Source organism: Anaerovibrio sp. RM50 (assembly GCF_000622005.1).
Lineage (GTDB): Bacteria > Bacillota > Negativicutes > Selenomonadales > Selenomonadaceae > Anaerovibrio.
The window spans coordinates 132,692-148,469 of sequence record NZ_JHWV01000006.1; the positions used below are offsets into that span (position 1 = coordinate 132,692).

At 43.2% G+C, this 15,778-nt stretch carries 28 protein-coding genes and 1 tRNA gene; all 29 read right to left on the reverse strand.

The genetic code is table 11. From position 1 onward, the window contains the following. Position 1 precedes the first annotated feature (1 nt). On the reverse strand, positions 2 to 922 hold the full coding sequence (locus tag T525_RS0104205) for a ParB N-terminal domain-containing protein (RefSeq protein WP_027406175.1): 921 nt from the start codon (positions 920 to 922) through the stop codon (positions 2 to 4). Further along, positions 877 to 2,316, reverse strand: a complete 1,440-nt coding sequence (locus T525_RS0104210; protein ID WP_027406176.1) for a hypothetical protein — start codon at positions 2,314 to 2,316, stop codon at positions 877 to 879. The genes T525_RS0104205 and T525_RS0104210 overlap by 46 nt, the downstream gene beginning before the upstream one ends. A 61-nt stretch (positions 2,317 to 2,377) precedes the next feature. Continuing rightward, a tRNA-Lys gene (locus T525_RS0104215) sits at positions 2,378 to 2,453 on the reverse strand. Positions 2,454 to 2,463: 10 nt separating this feature from the next. Further along, positions 2,464 to 2,826, reverse strand: a complete 363-nt coding sequence (locus T525_RS15500) for a hypothetical protein (protein WP_156945558.1) — start codon at positions 2,824 to 2,826, stop codon at positions 2,464 to 2,466. Between the two features lie 710 nt (positions 2,827 to 3,536). Then, positions 3,537 to 3,863 carry a hypothetical protein gene (locus tag T525_RS0104225; RefSeq protein WP_156945560.1) on the reverse strand — a complete coding sequence of 109 codons (327 nt, stop codon included), beginning with the start codon at positions 3,861 to 3,863 and terminating at the stop codon, positions 3,537 to 3,539. A gap of 21 nt (positions 3,864 to 3,884) precedes the next feature. After that, entirely contained in the window at positions 3,885 to 4,388 is a 504-nt protein-coding gene (locus T525_RS0104230) for a hypothetical protein (protein WP_027406178.1), read from the reverse strand. 127 nt (positions 4,389 to 4,515) lie between these two features. Beyond that, the gene (locus T525_RS0104235; RefSeq protein WP_027406179.1) at positions 4,516 to 4,728 is read right to left on the reverse strand and encodes a Lar family restriction alleviation protein; all 213 of its coding nucleotides are present in this window, start codon (positions 4,726 to 4,728) and stop codon (positions 4,516 to 4,518) included. Further along, a complete protein-coding gene (locus tag T525_RS0104240) occupies positions 4,725 to 4,976 on the reverse strand; it encodes a hypothetical protein (protein ID WP_027406180.1) in 252 nt (83 codons plus the stop codon). Before T525_RS0104240 ends, T525_RS0104235 begins: the two co-directional genes overlap by 4 nt. After that, complete coding sequence (locus T525_RS16230) at positions 4,977 to 5,126, reverse strand: hypothetical protein (protein ID WP_156945562.1); 150 nt, start codon at positions 5,124 to 5,126, stop codon at positions 4,977 to 4,979. A gap of 12 nt (positions 5,127 to 5,138) precedes the next feature. Further along, positions 5,139 to 5,615: a hypothetical protein gene (locus T525_RS0104250; RefSeq protein ID WP_027406181.1), complete on the reverse strand. Its 477-nt coding sequence runs from the start codon at positions 5,613 to 5,615 to the stop codon at positions 5,139 to 5,141. 11 nt (positions 5,616 to 5,626) lie between these two features. Then, positions 5,627 to 6,016: a hypothetical protein gene (locus T525_RS0104255; protein ID WP_027406182.1), complete on the reverse strand. Its 390-nt coding sequence runs from the start codon at positions 6,014 to 6,016 to the stop codon at positions 5,627 to 5,629. Positions 6,017 to 6,024: 8 nt separating this feature from the next. Further along, complete coding sequence (locus T525_RS0104260) at positions 6,025 to 6,213, reverse strand: hypothetical protein (protein WP_027406183.1); 189 nt, start codon at positions 6,211 to 6,213, stop codon at positions 6,025 to 6,027. Beyond that, positions 6,210 to 6,404, reverse strand: a complete 195-nt coding sequence (locus T525_RS0104265; RefSeq protein ID WP_027406184.1) for a hypothetical protein — start codon at positions 6,402 to 6,404, stop codon at positions 6,210 to 6,212. The genes T525_RS0104260 and T525_RS0104265 overlap by 4 nt, the downstream gene beginning before the upstream one ends. Next, positions 6,401 to 6,601 (reverse strand): hypothetical protein, encoded by a 201-nt coding sequence (locus tag T525_RS0104270; RefSeq protein ID WP_027406185.1) that lies wholly within the window; start codon positions 6,599 to 6,601, stop codon positions 6,401 to 6,403. The genes T525_RS0104265 and T525_RS0104270 overlap by 4 nt, the downstream gene beginning before the upstream one ends. A 33-nt stretch (positions 6,602 to 6,634) precedes the next feature. Next, positions 6,635 to 6,772: a hypothetical protein gene (locus T525_RS16235; protein ID WP_156945563.1), complete on the reverse strand. Its 138-nt coding sequence runs from the start codon at positions 6,770 to 6,772 to the stop codon at positions 6,635 to 6,637. 3 nt (positions 6,773 to 6,775) lie between these two features. Continuing rightward, complete coding sequence (locus tag T525_RS14180) at positions 6,776 to 6,991, reverse strand: hypothetical protein (RefSeq protein WP_037325071.1); 216 nt, start codon at positions 6,989 to 6,991, stop codon at positions 6,776 to 6,778. A gap of 128 nt (positions 6,992 to 7,119) precedes the next feature. Beyond that, positions 7,120 to 7,533: a single-stranded DNA-binding protein gene (locus T525_RS0104290; protein WP_037325072.1), complete on the reverse strand. Its 414-nt coding sequence runs from the start codon at positions 7,531 to 7,533 to the stop codon at positions 7,120 to 7,122. 19 nt (positions 7,534 to 7,552) lie between these two features. Further along, complete coding sequence (locus T525_RS16525) at positions 7,553 to 7,810, reverse strand: hypothetical protein (protein ID WP_027406187.1); 258 nt, start codon at positions 7,808 to 7,810, stop codon at positions 7,553 to 7,555. A gap of 12 nt (positions 7,811 to 7,822) precedes the next feature. Beyond that, entirely contained in the window at positions 7,823 to 8,269 is a 447-nt protein-coding gene (locus tag T525_RS0104300; RefSeq protein ID WP_027406188.1) for a DUF1064 domain-containing protein, read from the reverse strand. After that, on the reverse strand, positions 8,262 to 8,876 hold the full coding sequence (locus T525_RS0104305; protein WP_027406189.1) for a hypothetical protein: 615 nt from the start codon (positions 8,874 to 8,876) through the stop codon (positions 8,262 to 8,264). The genes T525_RS0104300 and T525_RS0104305 overlap by 8 nt, the downstream gene beginning before the upstream one ends. Further along, positions 8,860 to 9,426, reverse strand: coding sequence for a hypothetical protein (locus T525_RS0104310; RefSeq protein ID WP_027406190.1), 567 nt, complete (start codon positions 9,424 to 9,426; stop codon positions 8,860 to 8,862). The genes T525_RS0104305 and T525_RS0104310 overlap by 17 nt, the downstream gene beginning before the upstream one ends. Beyond that, positions 9,419 to 10,171, reverse strand: coding sequence for a DnaD domain protein (locus T525_RS16020; protein ID WP_084276881.1), 753 nt, complete (start codon positions 10,169 to 10,171; stop codon positions 9,419 to 9,421). The genes T525_RS0104310 and T525_RS16020 overlap by 8 nt, the downstream gene beginning before the upstream one ends. Positions 10,172 to 10,210: 39 nt before the next feature. Then, positions 10,211 to 10,879, reverse strand: coding sequence for a putative HNHc nuclease (locus T525_RS0104320; RefSeq protein WP_027406191.1), 669 nt, complete (start codon positions 10,877 to 10,879; stop codon positions 10,211 to 10,213). Next, positions 10,867 to 11,577 carry an MBL fold metallo-hydrolase gene (locus T525_RS0104325; protein ID WP_027406192.1) on the reverse strand — a complete coding sequence of 237 codons (711 nt, stop codon included), beginning with the start codon at positions 11,575 to 11,577 and terminating at the stop codon, positions 10,867 to 10,869. Before T525_RS0104325 ends, T525_RS0104320 begins: the two co-directional genes overlap by 13 nt. After that, entirely contained in the window at positions 11,574 to 12,536 is a 963-nt protein-coding gene (locus T525_RS14190; protein ID WP_051533399.1) for a recombinase RecT, read from the reverse strand. The genes T525_RS0104325 and T525_RS14190 overlap by 4 nt, the downstream gene beginning before the upstream one ends. Further along, positions 12,526 to 14,460: an AAA family ATPase gene (locus T525_RS0104335; RefSeq protein WP_027406193.1), complete on the reverse strand. Its 1,935-nt coding sequence runs from the start codon at positions 14,458 to 14,460 to the stop codon at positions 12,526 to 12,528. Before T525_RS0104335 ends, T525_RS14190 begins: the two co-directional genes overlap by 11 nt. Positions 14,461 to 14,588: 128 nt before the next feature. Beyond that, positions 14,589 to 14,768 carry a hypothetical protein gene (locus T525_RS0104345; protein ID WP_027406194.1) on the reverse strand — a complete coding sequence of 60 codons (180 nt, stop codon included), beginning with the start codon at positions 14,766 to 14,768 and terminating at the stop codon, positions 14,589 to 14,591. 136 nt (positions 14,769 to 14,904) lie between these two features. Then, positions 14,905 to 15,258, reverse strand: a complete 354-nt coding sequence (locus T525_RS0104355; protein ID WP_027406195.1) for a hypothetical protein — start codon at positions 15,256 to 15,258, stop codon at positions 14,905 to 14,907. Next, positions 15,255 to 15,731 (reverse strand): hypothetical protein, encoded by a 477-nt coding sequence (locus T525_RS0104360; protein WP_027406196.1) that lies wholly within the window; start codon positions 15,729 to 15,731, stop codon positions 15,255 to 15,257. Before T525_RS0104360 ends, T525_RS0104355 begins: the two co-directional genes overlap by 4 nt. Positions 15,732 to 15,778 lie beyond the last annotated feature (47 nt).

Below are 15,778 nucleotides of genomic sequence, written 5' to 3' on the forward strand. Positions count from 1 at the left end.
GCTACCCCCTTCCCAGATAATCTGTTGCCCACAATTCAATAGCTTTCCACTTCTCTTTGTTTCCAATCTCACAATCTGACATAACCTTTGCCAACGCTTCCTTGATGGTTTCGGCTGACTCAGCAGGTATAGCGCTTCCACCAAAGATAGCGGTCAACTGTACCCACTCCTTGTCATCAGTAAAACCAACATCTCCAACAAGGTCTTCTGTACTTTTTATCATTGCATGAATTGCGGCTCCAGTGTTCTTTACATTAGCCATGTTCTGGAACTTCGCAATAGCTTCAATGAATTCTTTATACTCTCCTACATCGCTGTAACCAATGAAATCTGGCTTAACGCTTTGCAGTGTATCAATCAACTTGTTTAAATCCTTGACCTGATGTGGCAGGAACGTAAACACAATATTTTTCCAATCAAACTCAACTGTCGGTGACAGGAACTTGTCAAGCTCTGCATCTGGCTCCTGCAAAAACTCCTTGCCAGCGTAGCTTTCAATCATATCGTCTACATCTTCCAGCATTTTTGCCAATTCCTTCAATGTAGACTTGTCGTCAAACCCAGCAATCGCATTATGAGCAATCTGTTTGGCAACAATGTTGGAGCGGTTCAATCCGCTTATATCCAAAATAACAAAGAACTCTTTTATGCCAGCGTCTTTACCACTTTGGATGCGGTGATGACCAGAGATGATCTCAATCTTTGTACCGTTGCACGTCAACGCACAAAATGGCAAGCTCTCAAGCTGACCACGTTTCTTGATGTTGTCAGTGAGCTGTTTCTGCATCTCATTCTTCATTACACGAGCGTTTACATCCTGCTCCCTTATGCACTCAGCAGGAACTTTGGCAATGATGAGTCCACTGCCCATTTCTGCTATTTTTTCATAGTGGATTTTGCTTTCGCTCTTTCCTTCTGCCATTTATTCTCCCTCCGCAGCCATTCTACCAGTGTTTCTTTTTCGTCTCGGTCTTTCAGCTCAGCCTTGTACGTCAGCCTGAATCCCATTCTGTCATCTGGTTTCCTTACTTCCAGTTTCATAATGCCACGCATTTCTTTCGCTTCTGGGTACTTGGTCATCTGAACTGTCTTTAACGAGCCAACCTTTTCTTTTTCAAGGTCGTTGCATATTCCCATTACAAACTTCTTGTTCTGTGCAAGCATCGTAATCAATCTTCCAAGCCTGTACGTTTTGTGCGGTACTGTCATACCATACATAAGGAACAGTGAATCAGACACCCTTGTTCCGAATGCTCCCATCGTCAACGCTGACTTGTCTACGCCAAAAACTCCTGCAATCTTTCCATCAATCAGAACACCCATGTTAATCGGTGCAGAAGAACCAACAAAATTATGAGTCCATAGCTTGCGGTAATACTGTGCGTTCATTCTTTCCATCGGAAATACTTTGACTTCAGACTTTTCGGTTATGACGTAATCTCTTGGCAGCATACTGCATTCCAAAGGCTCCATCTTACCCTCATTCGGTCTTGCTATCTTCTTTCCGTTGGCAAGCATAGCAGCTTCATCTGGTCTGTTGGATGTCAGGTATACGTTGATACCATTCCTTACGCCATACCTTGCAAAAACAGGGCTGCCAGCAGTAAGCCCAGGCGAATTTTCTTCGTAACACAGGACTAAGCATTTTGCGTTTTTACACAAATCCATGAACTCTTGGAGACCAGTAGCAGGATTGAATATACCGTACTCTGGCTCTTTCCATGTCATATTCCCAGATGTGTCGTAATACTTTTCAAATCCAGCAGTATACGTTGGTGGATTAGCAATTACAATACAGTGTTCATCGTCAAGAACCTCGTCCATGTGCTTCCACATATCCAACGCCCTGTAACTCATACCGCCAAGAATAGACTTTGCCCTGTCCAGTTGCTCCCTGATGGTGGCAATGTGTTCTTCCCTACGTTCTTTCAAGTCAATCATAAAATTGTAGAAGTAGGCTTTTCCAGCGTCCTTTACTGTACTTAGATACTTCCAAGCATACAGTGCTGTCGCTGGATCGCACATTTCCTCGTCAGTAAAACCAGTTGCTTTAATCTGAAGCTCGCTCAGGTCCTTTCCAGTGATTGCATATCCCATAATGGACGTGAACATAGAAACATCAGACGCTTCAATCTGTGCAGGCTTGTACCCAGACTGAACAGCCAAATGTGACATTGCAAAAGCTCCTGCACACGGCTCGACAAACTTCGTATATCCATTTTTCCTTGCATTCTCCAACAGTACCTTCAAAAACTTTTGCTCTGAAGGAACCAGCGTACCCAAAAAGAATGCTGCTGGATTCTGAAACATTGGCATATAGCTCCACCTTTTCTATGCAATATAAAAGCCTCACCATTTCTGGCAAGGCTGTTTGTGCTGGTCCGCTGAGCAGGAATCGAACACTGCGTCTCCGACATAAAGAGTGTCGTACTCTAACATTGAGTTATCAGCGGAATATTAAATTTAAAACAGCGGAAATTCCTCGATTGTCCGCTCTGGTTTAGCTGGCTTCCTTGGGTCTGGCGAAGGGTCTTTCAATTCTTCAATCCTTATCCCAGCTCTGCTTTCAAGCCACTCAGCAAAAACCAATCTGTGGCACCACTCGCCTTCCTTCCTAACATCTTCATAGCAGCACAGCACAATATCTTTGCCATAACCGCTGAATCTGTTTATCAGGCTGACGACTTTCTGTACCCCAAGCTTATCTACGTGCTTGAAATACTTTCCTGTAAATCTTTCCCTGTCATACTCGTTGAACAGGTAGCTAGGCGGTGCAAGCTCGATTATGTTTCCAGCTATCGTATATCGTACTGGAAACTTCGGCATCCCCCTGACTATGCCCACAACGGTATAGTTGCCTGACTGCAATTCCTTGTTGCTGAATCGGCTAGTCCAGACTTTACATTTGACCATTATACCTCATTCCTCTTTCAATATAACACATGCTACTCCGCAATGTCAAACACGCCTTCGATTATAAAACATTATTTTTATGGTCTGACACCTACGTTTCACCAACGACCAAACATTCTTTCGCTTACATTGCCTCCTTCCTGATGAATTGGGTTTGGTTGTCCCATCTTCATTCTATCAAAGGACTGGCAAATTGTACATCGTTTTGCGTTATATTTGGTGGCATTTCGTATAGGTTTGTACAAAACTTTTCTTGACTAACTACATCAAAACGCCTACTCTATATCAAACAAAAAGGACCCAAACTTTCAGGTCCCGATGACGTATATCGTTTTCCGAATTTTCTGACAGTACCATTATAGCACACTTTAAAGCGAAAAAAAGGAACAAAAACGCCGTAAAAAAGTACACTAAAATGCCGTTAAAAAGTACAGTAAAATGTAGTCTAAGAGACACCAACGCTTGGTAAAATGTCACTTATCAGCACCTTTCTGTCATTCGCATTATATGCGTAATTGACCAGATCCATTCCAATGGAGTGCGCTTCATTGGCAGTCAGTGGGATGATTCTTTCTTTACCAGTATATCCGTTGACAACTCTCAGGATTATTCTCCCAGTCTTATCAATACGCACTTCGCAGCTCACTGTCTTCACCAATCCTTATACCGTGCTTAATAGCAAAGCTTCTTATAGCAGACCTGAGCCTGATTGCCTCAGTCATCGCTCCGTTGTGGAAACACCTGTCAGCAGATATTGTAGAACACGCCTCCAAGTCAGCCTGACACTGTGCCTCTATGTTGATCATTTCCATAAGCTCATCAAGGATGGTACGCTTGACTGGCTCACAATCAATAGTCTCCGCATCTTCTGGAACAAGTCTCTTTACAATCTTGGTTCCAGCAATAGTAACACCATCCACAACAAGTTTAACATCGTTATAATTCATCATTTACCTCGTTTCTATATCTGTTTAATCAGCAAATACAAAGTTTGCCATGTACGGCTTTACTTTCATTCCAAACATCATAAACGCAATCTGCTTTACGGCTTCGCCTCCGCAGTCTCTTGCCCATTTAGCAGTGCAGCAGTGCTTGTCGCCAATCTGCTCCCATGAGCAACCGTAAAAATAACGCTCATTGATGATCTCAGCGTCTCTTTTCTTCAGACCACTCAACGCCCTGTCAATCTTGAGTATTCTCTTGGACAGCTCATTCATGTCAGTCTTGATGACACATAGTCTGTTCTTCATCTGAACAAGCTGGTCGGCAGCTCTTTCCACAGAATTAAGCTCACCTGTGCCGCCAGACGGTTCATCTCCATACTTTGCTATAGGTGCCGATACATTCAAACTTTTCTCAATGGATTCTTCCAGAGAGCGTATATCTTCCTTCATATTTTCCACGGACACCTTGAACTGGTTATAATTCTTCAAATATCGCTTCGTCAGCGAAACATAGTCATTATATTCACGCATTCCACAATCTCCATTAAAATCTGCTTCTAGGATAGCCATATACGCCATCAAACGATTGAGAAGGTATAAATATATACACCTTCTCTTTTTCTCTGCTTATTCAAGCTCTGGGATGTCAGAGTCAACATCATTGTGTTCTTCTGTTCCATTCAGCTATAGCTTTTTCAGGTGTATCTCCTGCTACCATAGCTGTACATCCTGTACATTCTACAAATGCTTCGCCTTCGCAGTCTGGCAGGTCTGGTATCTGTTTCCTCAGCCATTCAGAATGTCTGTGGGCAGGAATAATATCTATAAGAGCCTTCGCTCCGCAGAACGGACACGGTTTTAATTCTGTCATTCGCTCACCTCATCCTTTAGGGCTATTTTTTCTATGCAGTCTGAACAAACATCCTTTTTAATAACTTTTACGTAAATAGAACCGTCTCTGTCATCATCATCTTTACGTAGAGTAATAAAAGGAACATCGGAAAAAAGCCTTTTAGCACCAGAGCCAAATTTTTCATCATCGTATAGCGATGGGCAAAGGTCTAAAGACAGTGCATTTCTAAATTCGGCACCGCAATAATCACACTTACAAATTATCATTTAATCACCATCTTTCTCGGACTCAATCTTACATGCTTTATGCACGCCAGTTAAAATTGTTATCATCTTCAAAAAACCAAATGCAAGCTCTATCAGCATAACGATTATAAGTGTCGTTAAATATGGGTTTTCTCTACACCATTCTTCCATTCCTTTGTCTCCTTATAGCAGCTTCCATTCATTGCCAATTCTGAACGGTGCAACAAGTGCTACAACTTCACCATTCTCCATGATTACAACAGGACCTTGCTCATCCTCACTAAACATCTCAACATTAAGCAAATCCCCACAATACTTAAACCACTTAGGGTCTGCATGTACAAACAACTTATTACTTTCATCTGCTAACTTGTACATCGCATGTTCAAAATAATATGGCTTCACACTGCCGAGGATATTCAGCTTTTTCATTTTGCCAATAGTCTCTTGGTCACATGCAAGCTTGTAATATTTGTACATTTTTTCATTCCTGATAGCAACTCTTTCAAGGACAAGTTTTGCCTCTTGATGAGGAACAACAAAAAGTGCGAACGGATGCTTAGGAGAAAGTACTACTTTTCCATCTTCGCACCAGTATTGCCACCTATTGCCAGCAATAGCGTCCTTCAATATGTCGATTTGCAACTTGTCAAAATCCATCAAACATCACCTCAATATTCAATTACCGCTTTAACAATTTCATAAACCACTTTATGTTGCCTAAAGTTTAAATCATGGTTGTAAAACGGCTCTCTACCACGTTCTACACAATTTGCTATGAAATATTCGTCTGCAATGTCTGACCATTCTGGCCATTCTCCGTCATTATCAAGGCAACTATCCACCAAGTCATGAATACTATCTCTTACAACATCACATGCTTGTTTTCTGCCACACGCAGCATGCTTAATCATATCCAAGTACCGAAGTTTATCTTCATAGCAAAAATCTTTTGCAGTCCCTTTGGTAAAATTTCCAAAGTCATCCTTGACTAACTCGGTCAAATTTTCTGGCGGATTGTCTAAATCAACGGTGAAATCACACCTTATATTTATTTTCATATTTCACCTCATAACCACAAATCATAGTTATCTATCTCATGCTTTGACTTGCCATCGAAAAAGCTATGCAAGTCTTTTATCATCTTCTCTACTTTCTCAAGGGTCTTGGCTTCATCTGTCTGGCGTAATGCGTTCCTGATGGCGTATAAATCAGCCAAGGAAAATCTTACCCAGTGTTTTTTCTTTTTACTGCTCATTCTTCCACATACAATTTTCCCACATCATCTGATTTCGCACAGTGGTCCATAATGCTGCAATATGCCCTATCACGAACATCATACGCTAGTGACTTTTCAAATCTTAGTTCATCGCCATCAAGCACAACCTTATACGGATATACTGACATTTTATAAACCTTCACTATCTGCCGTTTCCTGTAGCTTCTCATACACACTCACCTACAAACTTATTGAGCATTTGGGTTTTCCATTTATTCTTTTCCTTGGCAATTTCTTCTGGGCATATATCAATTTCTGCTACCCATTTTCCCTTGTAAGGAGGGAACGTGCATCCTAAAAATTTAAAATTATTGCCAGCGTAAACGGTCCTTCGATGCTCGCAATTCATGCAATAGCCTGTGTCCATTAAGAGCCACCTCCTACAGTAATTCATGTAATCTCAATCTTCTTTCCAAAGGTCGTCAGAGGCATCTTCTTTCCCATCTTCATACCCAAGAGCGTAGGCTTTTGAGTAAAGATACACACACGCTCCTACAACCATTGTTCCTATTATCAGCCCAGCAATAAAATCAAACATCCATTATTCCTCCTCGGTCTTTTCTGGCTTAAAATGCTTCCACCATTTTCCTGTTTTCTTTCCATTCGGTAGACCTATGTTCAACCAAAAATACTTACACGGTTCTTCTGGTCGTTCAGCGAAAACAGCTTGGGCATATTCATTTATTGGGGCTGTATGCCTGTAACAGTCATCTTTTAACGTGCATCTTTCGCCAAAACACATCGTTATGTCTGCCATTACCTTTCCCTCCAGTGCCTTGGCTCAGTTCCTACGAGACATATAGCTATGAAAAAAAGCAATCCGATGCTCCCGAACACCATGCCAGCAACGAAAGTTACAACGTAATCCATCAACTCAATTCCTCCTTAAAACGGAATGTCGTCATCAGACACTGGCTTGCCACCGAACGGCTCATTTACATTGTTTCCAGTGCTGTTGTCATGACTGCTGTTATTTTGGCTTCCAGCGTCATTCTTTGTACCGCAGAACTCCATCTCATTCACGACAACCTCAGTGACGTACTTTTTGCTTCCATCCTGTGCATCATAGCTCCGTACCTGAATACGCCCTTCAACAAGAAGCTCTTTCCCTTTACCACAGAAATTTCCAACATTCTCTGCCAGCTTATCCCAAAAAATCAACGGAATAAAATCTGCCTTGTCGTGTTCCTTGCCACGCCTGTTGACAGCTATAGATACAGACGCTACTGCTTTTCCGCTGGTCGTATATCTTACCTCTGGGTCTCTCGCCAGTCTTCCATGCAAAGTAACCTTATTCATTATCAGAAGCTCCTTTCCATCAGCTTTTCTTACTAATCTCATTCAATTCTTCAATGGAATTTTTGTCTGAGTCCCACAGCCGTTCAGTCTTGTCTGGGATGGACATTCTCACCTTTCTCTCAGACTTGTAAAACGCCCTGAATAGCAATAGCTTACTATACAGCTTGCTTTTGAACATATACCTCGTTGCTGTAACAGCCATACTTAGTTTCAAATAATGCTTGTGGGTCTTTTCCCCACTGCCTTTCTTAGCTATCACAACATAAGACTCAATCATTCAAATAGCACCTCACATCTTGATATATTTCTTGGCTTCCTTTCGTCTCTCTCGCTCTCGCTTTCGAATCATAGCCTTTTTTTCAAAGTAGTCCATCCACAACGGAAGTCCGAGCCTGTCGCCTTTGGCTACCCACTTAATAGGGATGCCGTCTTGGTACTTGAACATAAACATTTTCAGTTTCAGCTCTCCATCCTTGGTTGATACGCCTTTGACATCAACATACTCTTTATGACCGTCTGTGTATTCAACAAGAAAATCAGGGATGTAGGTAATAGCCCTAACTGTTTTACCTGCATATACGAACTTTGGTTGCAGCTCAACTACTGGTTGAAGCTCTATGCTTTTTACCTTTCCATTCTTTTGCAGCCCAAGCAGGTACACATAATATTCGCCCTCAGCCCTGCTATCAAACGTATTCCCACAAATTCTGAACTTACTGTTTCTGTACTTACTCATTTTCTTGGTCAGCTCCATCAGCATCTTCGTCTTTGTCCCAGCGTGGAATATGGTAACGTCTCAGCTTGTTCTTTAGGTGGATGCCTTCACATACATCAGTAATTTCATCAGAGGAAGCTCCAAGAGCTACAGCAACTCCAGTCATAGCTGTAACTGTATCGCCAATTTCATGAAGAACGTGGTGCCTGTTCTTCCAAGTCTTTTCATGCATAAATTCATCTAAAGCTGTCATAAACTCGCAGAACTCGCTTACCGCCTTATATTTCAAATTTACAATATCTTCATCAGTCGGATGCTTAGGAATCTGGAACCAAGCAGGAGTTACATCGTAGGTATACGATGTGTCAAATCCCTGATTCACGGCTACTGTAGCAGGATTACACTCTGAACCATCAAATGCACGACCATCAAAGATAAACTCAGGGTCAAATTCATCCGTTTCCTCGCATTCTTCTTTGTCATCGTCCAAGTCGTTCATTAATTTGCCTAAGACTCTTTTCATAAACTGATCATAGGCAGACTCAGCATTGCCAAAACATTGTTTAAGCATATCAGTCAATTCTTCTTCACTCATCTTCCGTTTAACATTCTTATTCTGGTTTTCCAATTTGCTTTACCTCCGCTATCTTGCCAATCAATTTATTCACATCATCATTCCTCATACCGCCAAGCACAAGCTTGTTATATTCGTTGTCGTTATCCTCGTTCATAATCTCACGGTAAAACCTTGTAAACTGTCCACGAGCAATATTGACTTCATCGGTCCTGAGAAGACTCAGCTCCTTCAAGCCAAACCTTCTGGCAGCCTTGGCAACCTTTTCATTCGCAAAATTCCAAGGCTCGCTGTTCAGCAGTCCATGTTCCTTGACCACCTGCATTGCGTTGTCCCACGCCTCAGATTCAGTCAGATCACGAACTCCGCTAGACTCTGCAACAGCATACTGTCTTACCAGTCTTGCCTGTTCGTATATCTCGGCTACAGAAGGGAAAAACTTGCTTGTCAGTATCAGCTTGTTCATGGCAGCCTCTATCTCAACAAGCTCCAGTCCTGAAAGTGCCTTGCTGTATACCAGCAGACTGCCTTCATTCATTTTGCTGTTCGGGAACGCCATGAGGTACGGTGTCAGCAGTTTTATAATCTCGGCTCTCTTATTCATCAGCGTTCTCCTGAGCTTCCAGTGTGGCAATAGCCTTGGCAGCTATATCCATCTGCGGAATATCGCTTACCTGCTTGCCTTTCTGCTTCTTGTCTGGATGGTTCCAAGGGTCCTGAACGCCTCTGGTCTGCCAGTTATTCAAAACCTTGGCAACATACCTTACATTCCTGCCACCATTTCTGGCTGACTCCTTGATAGCCTCATAGAGCCATTCTGCTCCATACTGCTCATACAGGTCCTGCAGGTCATCAGCAACGACCATGTTAGGCACAGGCTGGATGCAGTTTTGGTACAGCTCAAAGATTTTTCCAAACCGCTCATCGTATTTTTCTGAATTGTCAACGTCACAGATTTTCGCAATGCTTTCAGGCTCATTTTTCAACTGCAATTTATTCACTTCTTCATCGCAGACATCATACACACCATCATTAAGCTCAATCAGATTTTTCTCAGCAACATGCTTTGTGGGGTGATACATATCCTTCCTGATGTAGTTGTGTATTTTCCAGTGTCTTATGACGATAACTCCGCTCTCGAACGGAATAATGTACTTCTTGGCTATAAGCATCTTCATTTCGTCATCTGAACAGCCAATCATTCTCTGAATTCGCTTGCAGTTGTTTACGAAACCGTCATCATCGGCTCGCATAGCCAAATGAAAATACAACGCCTGAGTAGTCAGCGACATATCCAAAAAATTGTCACTGTCAATAACATCCTTGGCAAACATCCTACGCTCTGCCATTACGCTCCCACCACCATTTCAAAATCTCTTTCATAAACCTCATTCCTTTAGCTTGTATTTCTTGCAAATAACCTTATCAGCCTGTATCGGGTAAATATGGTACTTGTCCATGAACTCTGTCTCAGCCATACGGTGCAGCTCATCGTGATGCTTCCAGCAAAGACAAGCTACATCACGACCAAGATGATGGACTTCCTTGCGGTCACCGCCCATTCCTATCCTGCTACCTTCGCAGTGATGGAGCTGACCTGCCTGTCCACATATACAGCACCGCTTGTTTACAAGACAGGCATACATGTACTTGCCAATATCATCTGCAAGCTGGTACATCGGTTTTCTTGTCGGAATGTCGTTCTCAACAACAAAATCAACAAGATAGCTAATGAACTCGCTGGCAGTATTCATGTCGCAGTTGCTTAGACTGAACATCTTTGTTTCAAGCGATTCAAGGCGATTTACCTTAAATTCAACCTTCATAATCTGCTTAGTAAGTGCTGGCAGCTCTGCCATCCAGTCAGCTATCTCAGCTATCAGACAGTGTGCCTTGGCTCTCTGCTTTGCAGATATTCTCCTGCCATCGTTAAAGCCTATCAGCACTGTGCTGTACTTCCTGTTCACTGCTCTGTCTATATCTGGGACACTGGCTACAATGTGAACACTGCCATCTGGTTCCATGTCAACAATCTTGCCTGTAACTATGTCCTGCATGTTACACCACCGTACTTTTCGCAGATATACACCTTTGCTTCGGTGACTTTCTCAATCTCATGTCTGAACATCTCTGCATCGCTGTCCTCATCTGACAGATGGCAAAGATACACTTCCTTCAGCTTAGACTTATCCATTTCATTGACACACTCACTTGCCTGTTCAATGCTTAAATGGCTGTTGATTATTCTGTGCTTCAGACTGGAAGGCTTGTACGCATTCGCCAAAAGAAGACGATGATCGTAATTAGCTTCGATTATGAGCTGGGTGACATCATGGAACTTGTAATGAACCGACTTTGTATCGGTGATGTATAACAATATGTCTCCTGTTGCCAAGCTCCTCAGATAGAAGCATGAACACGGTATATCATGCTCCATGCCTTTCGCTATCACATCAAAGGTGCCTATGCCAACCTTCCTGCCTTCAGGAATATGATTAATACCATCGTTCCTGCTGGCTACATCAGCGTTGCCATATACATTTACGCCACGCTTTATTAGCTCATCAACACACAGCGAATGGTCATTGTGATTATGGGTAATCAATGCTCCACTAATGCTCCCAACATCAAAACCTACTGCCTGTTGAATCTTACTGAGCTTAACACCAGCATCCAACAGTAACCTTGTCTTTCCGTCATCAATCAGATAACAGTTTCCACTACTGCTGGATGCCAGTACCTTAACCTCTATCAAAACGCTGGCTCATCATCAGAAGGAGCCATCTGACGATTTACAGGAGCTTCTGCTACTGGAGGAGCACTTTGCTGTACTGGTGGCGGTGTCTGTACCTGCTCTACTGGATGTACATTCTGTACTGGCTGTACAGGTACGGAAGGCTCATCACCAAAAGACACATCCTCAACAGCTCCACTCGGTCTGTTGTCTATGTAGTCATAGCTTGGAGTACCACAGGCATCTGATACAACAGCTTGGTCGCTTGCAAGTGCCATTGCCATATCACTGCTCTGCATGTCGATACTCATAATTCCGTACTTGCTTATTAACTGCTTTAATACAGTCTTCTGAGCCATTGCATCAAAGTTGTCCTTCCATGGTCCAAAACCTTTCTGGAAAGACTGGCTGTACTTCTTGGCGTGTGCTGTCATGTCCTCCTTGGTCATATACAGGGTCTTTTCAAACCCATTGACGAACTTGATGTATGCAGCATAACCAACAACCTTGTCGCTTTTCCTCTTTCCACGCTTGATTTCTCCAGTGATGATATCAATATCCTCTATCTCACCTTCACGGATGACAGTGGCGTTGATAGTACGATACTGCCCTGTACGCTCCGCAAGCTGTACAAATCCCTTGTACCCCATCTGGAATTGGGCATCTACTACATAGTTACCGTTCTTATCCTTGTGGCGGTATGGAATGATGTATGCCAGTCCCAAGCTTGGGTTAATCGGCAGTTTCAATGTTGCCGCAGTCATGGCGGCAGACATGATGGTTTTCGGATTGGCTTGTGCCAGCATATTGTCGCTCTTTACAAGACTGGTCAAAGAAACAATAAATCCGTTGGCTCCCTTGTCCAATACCTGCTCAAACTTCTCTCTCGCCAAGCTGTTGGTCAAATAATTGTCAATAGTCTTAATTGGCTCTACCTGCTGAACAGCTCCAGTGTTTACGTTTGCAACCTCATTCTTCATTTTTCTCATTCTCCTTTACAGCTTTCTCTATTCTCAAAACCTTGTCATCGGCACTTACTACCAGCGACACTGTCTGACAATCCATGTCACGGATATTCGTGATACTCTCAGCCCTGTCAATGATGATTGGAAGGTTTACACCATAAGCCTTGGCATATACATCCATGATTTCAAGGTTGGCATTAATCTGGGATGCAGTATTAGCCATCTTGTAATCAACCATTACGCCATCAGCATTAGGTATCATTGGCACACATACTTCACGCAATCCACCATTGATCTGGGTCTCAAAGAGCTTCCACTTGATGCAGCTAAACTTGTCATTGATGTTGGCAGTTATCATCTCAGCCTTGGCTATCATAAACTGCTCACACAGATAGATTGCTTTTTCCTGCTTCTCAAGCTCTGCCGATACAGTCTTGACACTTGCCTTCAGCTCAGCAATCTTTTCATCCATCTTTGCCTTGGCTCCGATATCAACCAGCTTCTGCTCATCTTCTTCAATCAGCTTCTCATAGTCTGCCTTGTCGGTAGGGTTGAACGCTACAGATGCGGTGCCAGCTTCCAGCTCGTCAAGGGTCTTCTTTAATTCCTTGTACTCATCAGTCTCCTCGTATGGAGTATCAACAGGCTTGGACTCACGCCACTTAGCAAGTGCTTCATTCTGCTTCTTCAGTACAGCTTCCAGCATCTCAATGTCAGCAACTGTTGCCTTCAGCGTTTCCTTGTGCTTCTCCAGCTCAACACCGTTGGCTTTTCCCTTGGCATTGATATACGCCTTGTTGGCTTCACGCTCAGCAGAGAACTTGGAAAACAGCTCATTTATTTTGTCCTCTGGCATCTTCTGACCGCAGGTCGGACATATCGTGGAATTCTCATCCCACACCATAGCCTTTACCTTGACCTCGAACTCACCAAGAAGCTCCTCACGAACCTTGGTCTTTCGTTCAATCTCAGCTTCAAGCCACTTCTGCTCAGTCTTTGCTCTGTTCAGTGATGTCTCATACTTGGCAACATCATTCATCATGGTCTGCTCGGTCTCAGAAAAAGCACTCAACGCCTTATATTTGCTTTCGCCAAACTTTTGTCTGCCTTCTGCAATCTTTTCTTTGACATCACGAATAATTTCTTCGTTGCCGTTTACTGCATCAGCAGGTGCCAGGAGCTTCTGGAGCTTTGCCCTGTTCTCAGCCAGCCTTGCCTTTACATCAGCTTCATCCTCATACTCACCTGCCATGGCAGATTCAAGGGTGGCTATGCTTTCAGGAATGCTGTCCAGCTTCTTGTTCAGCTCCCTACGCTTGCTCTCGCACTTCTTCTTGAAATCTGGGATTTCATACCGCTGGTCCTTGGTGCCTTCAATCACAAGCAGCTTGGAAAGCTCATCAAACTCTGGCTTGGCTAGTATGTCATCATCAGTGACCTCACCACACAACGAAAACAGAACCTTTCTCCTTTCGTTGTCGTTCATCTTCTCAACCATGTGACCCATGACTGTCAGAAACTCAATGTCATCAACATGACCGTTTGTCAGCTCACTGATAACCTTGTCATACTCCTTGGTCTTTACTGGCAGGTCGTTGATCGAAAGCTCACACACATGACCAGTGAAGGTCGGTGACTGGCTCCCACGCTTTTTAGTCCACTTCTCGTAAAACTCTTTTTTCAGGACAACTACTTCTCCGTCATCCTTGCAGACAGTCAGCTCTGCTACATGGTGGACATTATGAACGCCTACGGTTTTTGGAGAAAAATCCTTCTCCCCAGTAGCTGACTTTCCACTAAGCACATAGCTTATTGCGTTGGCTACTGTGGTCTTGCCAGTGCCGTTGGCTCCGTATATAACAGTGTCGTCACCGTTGAAATCTATGGTCAAACTCTTTATTCCACGAAAATTCTCAAGAAATAACTTAATCAGTCTCATTGCTGTTGACTCTACCCCTTTCCATGGTTTACAATACAAGTGGATTTGGCAAACGGCTTTTTCTTAGCTCCATTTGCTGTAATCTCATTCTTCATGGGCTTCGCCATCTCATCTGGCGTAGCCCTTCTTCATTTTCCAGCAGCTTGTGATACAATTTCATTTTGCCAGTCACCTACCAAAAATCCGAAGGCAAAACCGATAATCATAAAAACTGCAAATATTATCATCCAGCCATCAGTTGTGAAATACGGCAACTGGTGGCTTTTTTGTGGTACGCTCAACTTTACCAGTTCAAGATGCTGTACCATTTTGCTCACCTCCTACAAACCTGTTGTCCTGTCCATCTCTCCGACAAAGCCAAGCAGAAGCAATGCTGTAACGGCTATGGTAACTACCTTAAAAAACTTCATAGTCCTGTCGTACCATATCACCTTTCTCTTTATCTCAACACGCTCTTGTGTTGTCAGCTCCGACATCATCTTTCTCACCACCTTTGTTTGATCTGCACTTCTGTATAAGCCTGTTCACAGACTGAACCGTGATTTTCATGTGGCTAACAGGTGGAGTGTAGATGCACTCCAACAAACCTTGATTGACATACTCACGGATTCTGTTCTGGTTCACACACAACGCTTCTGCAGCTTGTGATACAGTCATAAGTCTGTAACAGTGTTCTGGGACAAATGCACTCATTTCGCCATTCAAGAACTGGGCTATCTCAGGTGTCTCCGTCAATATTGCTTTCAGCTCCTTTGCCAGCTCTACTGCTTCTTTCAGCTCTGCTATTTCCATTCTCACACCAACTTCCTCATGTAAACTGCTATCTCGTTCTTGATCCTTGACAGCTCTTTCAATTTAGCCAGTATCTCATTCATCTTGGGTATCTCATCTACCGATACTTTGCCATCGCTGGCAATACGCAAAATGGCTCGTTCAATGTCTGCTATGTCTGCCGTGGCGTTCAGGAACTTAACAGTTATCCTGTCGATGTCTATGCCCTCAACAGGCTCAACATCAAGCATCCCTATAGGGCAACACCTTGTACAACAGTAATTCAGCAACTCTGGAGCCTTGTACTGTTCTGCCATTGATATACACTCGTCTGGATGAGGAATAACATTCTGTAGCTCTATCTGGGCTATCCTCGTTCTCTCAATCCCTACAAGCATTGATGTAATCTCTCTTGAGCAGAACCGACTGTCCTTCTCTGCCATCCTCATCCGTGCCTTGTACCAGACACTGTTGGCAGCTTTCGTTGCCTTTCCACTCATGTTCATCACCTTCCGTTCTGTTTTCTCTGCTCTACACTGAGCTATCT

Excerpts from the sequence above, each read along its gene's own strand:
- T525_RS0104205 (WP_027406175.1), bottom strand. The coding sequence starts at position 922 with ATGGCAGAAGGAAAGAGCGAAAGCAAAATCCACTATGAAAAAATAGCA.
- T525_RS0104210 (WP_027406176.1), bottom strand. The coding sequence starts at position 2,316 with ATGCCAATGTTTCAGAATCCAGCAGCATTCTTTTTGGGTACGCTGGTT.
- T525_RS15500 (WP_156945558.1), bottom strand. The coding sequence starts at position 2,826 with ATGCCGAAGTTTCCAGTACGATATACGATAGCTGGAAACATAATCGAG.
- T525_RS0104225 (WP_156945560.1), bottom strand. The coding sequence starts at position 3,863 with ATGATGAATTATAACGATGTTAAACTTGTTGTGGATGGTGTTACTATT.
- T525_RS0104230 (WP_027406178.1), bottom strand. The coding sequence starts at position 4,388 with ATGCGTGAATATAATGACTATGTTTCGCTGACGAAGCGATATTTGAAG.
- T525_RS0104235 (WP_027406179.1), bottom strand. The coding sequence starts at position 4,728 with ATGACAGAATTAAAACCGTGTCCGTTCTGCGGAGCGAAGGCTCTTATA.
- T525_RS0104240 (WP_027406180.1), bottom strand. The coding sequence starts at position 4,976 with ATGATAATTTGTAAGTGTGATTATTGCGGTGCCGAATTTAGAAATGCA.
- T525_RS16230 (WP_156945562.1), bottom strand. The coding sequence starts at position 5,126 with ATGGAAGAATGGTGTAGAGAAAACCCATATTTAACGACACTTATAATC.
- T525_RS0104250 (WP_027406181.1), bottom strand. The coding sequence starts at position 5,615 with ATGGATTTTGACAAGTTGCAAATCGACATATTGAAGGACGCTATTGCT.
- T525_RS0104255 (WP_027406182.1), bottom strand. The coding sequence starts at position 6,016 with ATGAAAATAAATATAAGGTGTGATTTCACCGTTGATTTAGACAATCCG.
- T525_RS0104260 (WP_027406183.1), bottom strand. The coding sequence starts at position 6,213 with ATGAGCAGTAAAAAGAAAAAACACTGGGTAAGATTTTCCTTGGCTGAT.
- T525_RS0104265 (WP_027406184.1), bottom strand. The coding sequence starts at position 6,404 with ATGAGAAGCTACAGGAAACGGCAGATAGTGAAGGTTTATAAAATGTCA.
- T525_RS0104270 (WP_027406185.1), bottom strand. The coding sequence starts at position 6,601 with ATGGACACAGGCTATTGCATGAATTGCGAGCATCGAAGGACCGTTTAC.
- T525_RS16235 (WP_156945563.1), bottom strand. The coding sequence starts at position 6,772 with ATGTTTGATTTTATTGCTGGGCTGATAATAGGAACAATGGTTGTAGGA.
- T525_RS14180 (WP_037325071.1), bottom strand. The coding sequence starts at position 6,991 with ATGGCAGACATAACGATGTGTTTTGGCGAAAGATGCACGTTAAAAGAT.
- T525_RS0104290 (WP_037325072.1), bottom strand. The coding sequence starts at position 7,533 with ATGAATAAGGTTACTTTGCATGGAAGACTGGCGAGAGACCCAGAGGTA.
- T525_RS16525 (WP_027406187.1), bottom strand. The coding sequence starts at position 7,810 with ATGATTGAGTCTTATGTTGTGATAGCTAAGAAAGGCAGTGGGGAAAAG.
- T525_RS0104300 (WP_027406188.1), bottom strand. The coding sequence starts at position 8,269 with ATGAGTAAGTACAGAAACAGTAAGTTCAGAATTTGTGGGAATACGTTT.
- T525_RS0104310 (WP_027406190.1), bottom strand. The coding sequence starts at position 9,426 with ATGAATAAGAGAGCCGAGATTATAAAACTGCTGACACCGTACCTCATG.
- T525_RS16020 (WP_084276881.1), bottom strand. The coding sequence starts at position 10,171 with ATGGCAGAGCGTAGGATGTTTGCCAAGGATGTTATTGACAGTGACAAT.
- T525_RS0104320 (WP_027406191.1), bottom strand. The coding sequence starts at position 10,879 with ATGCAGGACATAGTTACAGGCAAGATTGTTGACATGGAACCAGATGGC.
- T525_RS14190 (WP_051533399.1), bottom strand. The coding sequence starts at position 12,536 with ATGAAGAATGAGGTTGCAAACGTAAACACTGGAGCTGTTCAGCAGGTA.
- T525_RS0104335 (WP_027406193.1), bottom strand. The coding sequence starts at position 14,460 with ATGAGACTGATTAAGTTATTTCTTGAGAATTTTCGTGGAATAAAGAGT.
- T525_RS0104345 (WP_027406194.1), bottom strand. The coding sequence starts at position 14,768 with ATGGTACAGCATCTTGAACTGGTAAAGTTGAGCGTACCACAAAAAAGC.
- T525_RS0104360 (WP_027406196.1), bottom strand. The coding sequence starts at position 15,731 with ATGAGTGGAAAGGCAACGAAAGCTGCCAACAGTGTCTGGTACAAGGCA.